The sequence below is a fragment of the Mitsuaria sp. TWR114 genome, assembly GCF_007997345.1.
In genome coordinates this window covers 1-5,884 of sequence record NZ_VOSR01000038.1, presented here as the reverse complement: position 1 = coordinate 5,884, position 5,884 = coordinate 1, and the positions used below count along the sequence as shown (strand labels likewise).

Annotated in this window: 6 protein-coding genes and 1 pseudogene; all 7 read left to right on the top strand. The window is 71.2% G+C overall.

Features of this window, described 5'->3' with window-relative positions:
* A partial coding sequence (locus FUT87_RS02320; protein WP_310735094.1) for a CocE/NonD family hydrolase C-terminal non-catalytic domain-containing protein occupies positions 1-839 on the top strand: 839 nt, incomplete at its 5' end.
* Between the two features lie 186 nt (positions 840-1,025).
* On the top strand, positions 1,026-1,595 hold the full coding sequence (locus tag FUT87_RS02315; RefSeq protein ID WP_147239935.1) for a hypothetical protein: 570 nt from the start codon (positions 1,026-1,028) through the stop codon (positions 1,593-1,595).
* Positions 1,596-1,605: 10 nt separating this feature from the next.
* Positions 1,606-2,001, top strand: coding sequence for a hypothetical protein (locus tag FUT87_RS02310; RefSeq protein ID WP_147239934.1), 396 nt, complete (start codon positions 1,606-1,608; stop codon positions 1,999-2,001).
* Positions 2,002-2,074: 73 nt separating this feature from the next.
* Positions 2,075-2,557, top strand: a complete 483-nt coding sequence (locus tag FUT87_RS02305) for a hypothetical protein (RefSeq protein ID WP_255511622.1) — start codon at positions 2,075-2,077, stop codon at positions 2,555-2,557.
* On the top strand, positions 2,554-3,510 hold the full coding sequence (locus FUT87_RS02300) for a DUF2145 domain-containing protein (protein ID WP_255511621.1): 957 nt from the start codon (positions 2,554-2,556) through the stop codon (positions 3,508-3,510). Before FUT87_RS02305 ends, FUT87_RS02300 begins: the two co-directional genes overlap by 4 nt.
* Before the next feature lie 222 nt (positions 3,511-3,732).
* Positions 3,733-4,911, top strand: coding sequence for a glycerophosphodiester phosphodiesterase (locus tag FUT87_RS02295; RefSeq protein WP_147239933.1), 1,179 nt, complete (start codon positions 3,733-3,735; stop codon positions 4,909-4,911).
* A 67-nt stretch (positions 4,912-4,978) separates the two neighbouring features.
* Positions 4,979-5,884: pseudogene (locus FUT87_RS02290) on the top strand (hypothetical protein); the annotation flags it as partial.

The window sequence follows — 5,884 nt, the reverse complement described above, 5'->3', positions numbered from 1 at the left end:
CGGTGACGCAGTTCGTCGATGGCTACGGCGAAGGCGCGCCGCGCTTTGCGACGGCGAGCGACTGGCCGCATCCGCGGATGGCGCCGCAGCGCTGGTACCTGCAGCCCGACGGCAGCCTGGCCGCGCGCATCCCGGCGCAGGCGTCGGGGCGGACGGTGGCCGAGCCGCCGGCGCCGACCGCCACCCGCGGCACCGCGCTGGGGACGCTGTTCACCGCGAGCGTCCAGGTGCGCGACCACAGCGACTGCTCGGCGAGCCAGGTGCAGTGGACCCTGGGACTGGCGGGGCTGCTGCCGCGGCCGTGCTACTCGGACAGCGCGCGCGTCGAGTCGCTGCAGGGCGCGGCGGTCTTCGAGACCGCGCCGATGGCGCAGGACCTCTACCTGAACGGGCCGATCCAGGCGGACCTCTGGATCTCGACGACGCGCACGCAGGCGGCGCTGTCGGTGCGCATCGACGATGTCGACCCGGCCACCGGCACGGTCAAGCCGCTGACGCACGGGCTGATGTCGGCCGCGCACCGGGCGGTGGACACGAGCCGCTCCCGCTTCGTCAACGGCACGATGATCCAGCCGTGGCACCCGTTCACCACAGCCGCGATGCTGCCGGTGGTGGCCGGCGAGCCGATGCTGGTGCCGGTGGAGGTGTTCCCGGTGGCGGCGTTGGTCCGCGCGGGGCACCGATTGCGCATCGCGATCAGCGCGAGCAACCAGGCGCAGGGCATCTGGCCGGCGCCGCTGCAGCGCCAGGCCGAGGGCAACCTCACGACCCTTCACGCAGGCCCGCTGCGGCCGTCGAGCGTCGTGCTGCCGGTGGTGCCGGCGGGCGAGCTCAACTGAGCGTGCGGGTCAGGCAAGCCCTGACCCCGCGGCGTCCATCGCCACTATCGATATGCGTCGGGGGACCGACCTACTCGAACCGGCATCCCCCGACGATGCGCTCTTCCGAGGGAGTGCCTTCCGCCTCGCGCCGATCCAGACTGCAGGCCTTCGGGATGGGTTTGCAGTTTGGAAAGGATCGAGACGATGAATGCAGTGATCAATGCATGGACGGACCGGGTACCAACGCGGACGCCAGCGGGCGACGACATGCGGGCGAGCGAAGCCTGGGACGCATGGGTGGAGCCACTGGTCGACCTGTTGAAGTCGCCGGCCTCCCGGCTCATCCATCTGATCAGCGAGCGGCCGGCGCCCAGCGCCGCCACGCCGGACTGGGCGTCGATCGCCGTCCAGCTGCGGCACGCCTTCAATCGCAACGAGGTCAGCAGTCGTGAGGCTTATGTTCGGCTGCGCCTGGCGCTGGGCGTGCTCTGGATGCAGCAAGTGCCAATCTGCCAGGGGCCGGCCGGCATCCGGTTCTACGAGGACGACTGCCTCGACGCCCATGTGTTGGTGACCCTGCACGTCGACGTCGATCCCCGCCGTGCCTACGATCTTGGCGGCGAGTTGCGCACGCTGGCCAGCGCCTGCGACGCTTGCGTCCTGGGTTTCCTGGTGCTCTTCCAGTCGATCCATCCGGCCCCTCCTTCGCCCCGCCTGCAGCGATCGGAAGACGACGGGGAGCTCGATGCGCCCGACGCGGACGATCGCCAATGAGGGGATCACCATGCCTGTCACCGACAAGCAACTCAAACGCAGCGCCGAGGGCCTGGCCGGCGAGGCCCGCGACGAGGCCGGGCGTCGCTCCGCCATCTCGCGCGTCTACTACGCCGCCTATCACCGTTGCCTGCGCTGGGAGCGCTCGCTGCCTGCCATGAGCCCCGCGCGGACGCGGGGCGGCGTCCATCGGCAACTGATCGCCCGGCTGCAGACACCGGATGTCGAGTGCGACTCCGTGCTGGCGGAGCGGTCCCGGCGGCTCGGGCAACTCCTCGAAGACCAGTTCCGTCGACGGGTCGACGCGGACTATCACCTTCAGGCCAGCCTGTCCGCCTCGGAGCTGGACGACCAATTGAGCGCCGCGCGCGAGGTGTTCGAGAAGTGCGCCGCCCCGAACACCTGATTCCGCGCGTTCGCCTATGCTTGCGCCGTCCGGCTGCTTCCGCGGCTGGTCCGACTTGCCCATGGACGGTCTTATGCGCCACAGCTTCCCCCGCTTCTCCCGCCTTTCCCTCGCCCTTGCCGCCGCCGCCGCGGCCACTGCCCTCATCACCACGCCCGCCCGCGCCGACAGCCTGGTCACCTCGGCCTCCAGCGCCGGCTCGGTGTCGTCGAAGCAGCTGTCCGATTCGATCGGCCAGTCGAGCGACAGCTCCAGCAAGGACCGCAAGGTCGCCGAAGGCGAATACAAGGTCCTCGCCGTCGAAGATGCCGCCGGCCGCGCCGACACGACGCGCCTGCACCTGCAGCCGGTGCGCGCCGAAGGCGGTACCGATTTCTTCCTCTACGTGCCCAAGCAGGCCGTCGCCGCCCAGCCGTTGCGGGTCGGCGACCATGTGCTGGCCCGCCAGCGTGACTACGGCTACGAGTTCGCCCGCGCCGAGAACCGCCAGGCCTTCCTGCTGGCGCTGCGCGACGACTGGCACCGCGAACTGGAATCCCATCCGGTGACCCTGTGACCCCGCGACGGCCGCGCCGCGCCGCGATCCCCGCCGCGGCCGGCCTCGGCCTCGGCCTCGGCCTGCTGGCCGCGCTGGCCCTCGGACTCACGCTCGTCACGAGCGCCCGCGCCGCGACCTTCTGCGACCGAGGCGGCGAGGTCCCCGCCACCGAGCAGGACCGCCAGCTCCAGGTCGTCGCGGTCGCGCGCCGCGAGCTGGTGGCCAGCGGCGTCGACGCCGCGCTGGTGTCGCGCTCCGGCACCGACCTGAGCCGCTTCCAACTGCAGTACTCCCACAGCGGCCTCGCGCTGAAAGACAGCCGCAACAGCCCCTGGTCGGTGCGCCAGCTGTATTACGCCTGCGACGAGTCACGGGCCCGGCTCTACGACCAGGGCATGGCCGGCTTCCTGCTGAGCGCGGGCAAGACCGCGCCGATCCGGCTCGCCATCGTGACCCTGCCTGGCGAGGCCGGCAGCCGGCTCGCCGCGCGCGCCTTGGACAACCGCCTGGCGCTCGCGTTGCTGTCGCCGCGCTACAGCGCGAGCGCCTATGCCTTCGCCACGCGCTACCAGAACTGCAACCAGTGGGTCGCGGAGTTGATGGGCTTCGCCTGGCAGCCCGGCGAGGACGACGCGTCGACGCCCGACCGCGCCCAGGCGCAACGCGCGCTGCGGGCGCTGGGCTACGACCCGACGCCGGTGGTCGTGCCGTCGCATGCGGTGATGTTCGCCGCTCAGTTCGTCCCGCTGATCCACAGCGACGATCACCCGCTCGACGACCTCTACGCGATGCGCCTGAAGGTCTCCACCCCGGCGGCGCTGGAGGCCTTCGTCCAACAGCGGGTGCCGCAGGCGCAGCGCATCGAGCTCTGCGCGACTGGCGGCGAGATCGTCGTGCGACGCGGCTGGGAGCCGCTGCCACCGGACTGCCGCGCCGCGCCAGGCGACGAAATCCTGCCCGTGGCCTCCTGAGCGCCAGCCGCTCAGCGCCCTCCCCCGCCCTCCTCCCCTGTAAGACCTGTTTCAGGGGACTTCCCGCGGTGGGGAGATCATCAAATCTTCATCCGTCAGCGCCTACCCTTCGAGCGCTTCACGTTTCGACCACGCGACCGTCACATCGGCCCGACAGCCTCTGCGCTGGCGGACCTTCGTGACTCGCCCCAACGACACCATCCGCTCGAAGGAGACCTCCGCATGAAGCTGCTCCGTTCCACCCTGCTCGCCGCCGTCGCGGCCGCCTCGCTGGCGTCCACGGCCTGCGCGCACGAGGCCTACCACCCGCCGCGCGCCAAGGAGCCGCTGCTGATCGCGCACCGCGGCGCCAGCGGCTACCTGCCGGAGCACACGCTGGCCGCCTACTGGCTGGCCATCGAGCAGGGCGCGGATTACGTCGAGCCCGACCTCGTGCTGACCAAGGACGGCGTGCTGGTGGCGCGCCACGAGAACGCGATCGCGATCCTGAATCCGGACGGCTCGGTGCGCGAGGCGACGACCGATGTGGCCGAGCGGCCTGAATTCGCCTCGCGCAAGACGACCAAGAGCATCGACGGCGTGGCCATCACCGGCTGGTTCACCGAGGACTTCACGCTGGCCGAGCTCAAGACGCTGCGCGCCCGCGAGCGTATCCCGCAGATCCGGCCGGCCAACAGCCGCTTCAACGACATGTTCGAGGTGCCGACCTTCGAGGAAGTGCTGCAGCTGGTGCAGCAGGCCAACGAGCGCCGCCGCGAGGAGGCCAGCCGAGACGGCCGCGACGCCCGCTGGGGCCACCGCAAGGTCAAGCCGATCGGCGTCTATCCGGAGACCAAGCACCCGAGCTACTTCGCCGGCATCGGCCAGCCGCTGGAGGAGCCGCTGGTGCGCCTGCTCCACAAGTACGGCTACCGCGGCCCGGACGCGGCGGTCTTCATCCAGTCCTTCGAGGTCGGCAACCTGCGCAAGCTCAAGCGCATGACGCGCGTGCCGCTGGTGCAGTTGCTCAGCGCCACGGGCCAGCCCTACGACTTCACGCTCAGCGGCGACAAGCGCAGCTACGCCGACCTGGCCAAGCCGGCCGGCCTGGCCGAGATCTCCAGCTACGCGCAAGGCATCGGCGCCAACACCAACCTGATGATCCCGCTGGTGGCCGGCCACCTGGGCACGCCGACGACGCTGGTGAAGGACGCGCATGCGGCGGGCCTGATCGTGCACGGCTGGACCTTCCGCGCGGAGAACAGCTTCCTGCCCAACGAGTTCGACAGCAGCGACGACCCGGCGGCGATCGGCAACCTCGCCGGTCAGATCGATGCCTTCCTCAAGCTCGGCATGGACGGCCTGTTCAGCGACCAGTCCTTCCTGGCGCGCAAGGCGATCGACGCGTATGTGAAGCGCTGAGGACGGCCGCGGCGGGGGCGTCGCGCCACTTCGCTAGACTCCCTCCATTCCACTGGAGCCGTCCCGCATGTCCGCCCCCGCGCCCCTGCTGCTGCCCCCGCCCGAATTGAAGGGCGTCGACGAGGTCGTCGCCGACCCCTTGCGATTCAAGGCCAAGCTCGCCATCGGCGAGGCGGCCTATGCCTCGCTGCGCATGATCAATCGCGGCCGCGAGGTGTGGGACGTCCTCGGCGCCGCCGGCGCGGGCGCGGCGGTCGCCAAGACCGGCATGGTCGCGTCGCTGCTGGGCGCGTCGGCCACGCCGATCGGCTGGGTGGCCTTCGCGGCGCTCGCCTCCGGCGGCGCCTGCTACGGCATGTACCGCCTGCTCAGTTCGACCAAGGGCGACCGCGTCATCGAGATCCCCAAGTACCTCAACACCCCGCTGGACACCCTGGGCCTGGCGCTGTTCGACCTGATCGCGCCGCTGTCGCTGCGGCTGGCGGCCGTGGACGGCGCCATCGAGGCCGCCGAGCGCCAGTACCTCGTCGACCACCTGATCGACGACTGGGGCTTGAACCGCGCCTTCGTCGAGCAGTCTGTCGCCGCCGTCGAGGCGCGGCTGGGCGGCAGCGACCTGGCCGCGATGGCGGCCGAGGGCGCCGAGTTCCTGCACCTGAATCCCGATTGCAACCATGCCGCCATCGCCAAGGACCTGGGTGTCTTCATGCGCGGCATGCTCGAGGCCGGCGGGCCGCTGACGCCGGCCGAGCCGAGGCGCTCGACACCGTCGTGCGGCTGCTCGCCACCGCGCCGCCGGGCGAGCTCTCCAAGCGCCGGAACCAGACCATGGGCCTGGCCGGCGGCGCGGCGGGCCAGGTGCGCACCGTGCTGGTCGACGCCGCCGACTGGACCCAGCAGCGCCTGCCCAGCGCCGACCAGGTGCGCGCGACGACGGCCACCGCCGCGACGACCGCCTGGGACGCCGCGCGCA

Coding starts and splice junctions, on each gene's coding strand:
- FUT87_RS02295 (WP_147239933.1), top strand. CDS start 3,733: ATGAAGCTGCTCCGTTCCACCCTGCTCGCCGCCGTCGCGGCCGCCTCG.
- FUT87_RS02305 (WP_255511622.1), top strand. CDS start 2,075: ATGCGCCACAGCTTCCCCCGCTTCTCCCGCCTTTCCCTCGCCCTTGCC.
- FUT87_RS02315 (WP_147239935.1), top strand. CDS start 1,026: ATGAATGCAGTGATCAATGCATGGACGGACCGGGTACCAACGCGGACG.
- FUT87_RS02310 (WP_147239934.1), top strand. CDS start 1,606: ATGCCTGTCACCGACAAGCAACTCAAACGCAGCGCCGAGGGCCTGGCC.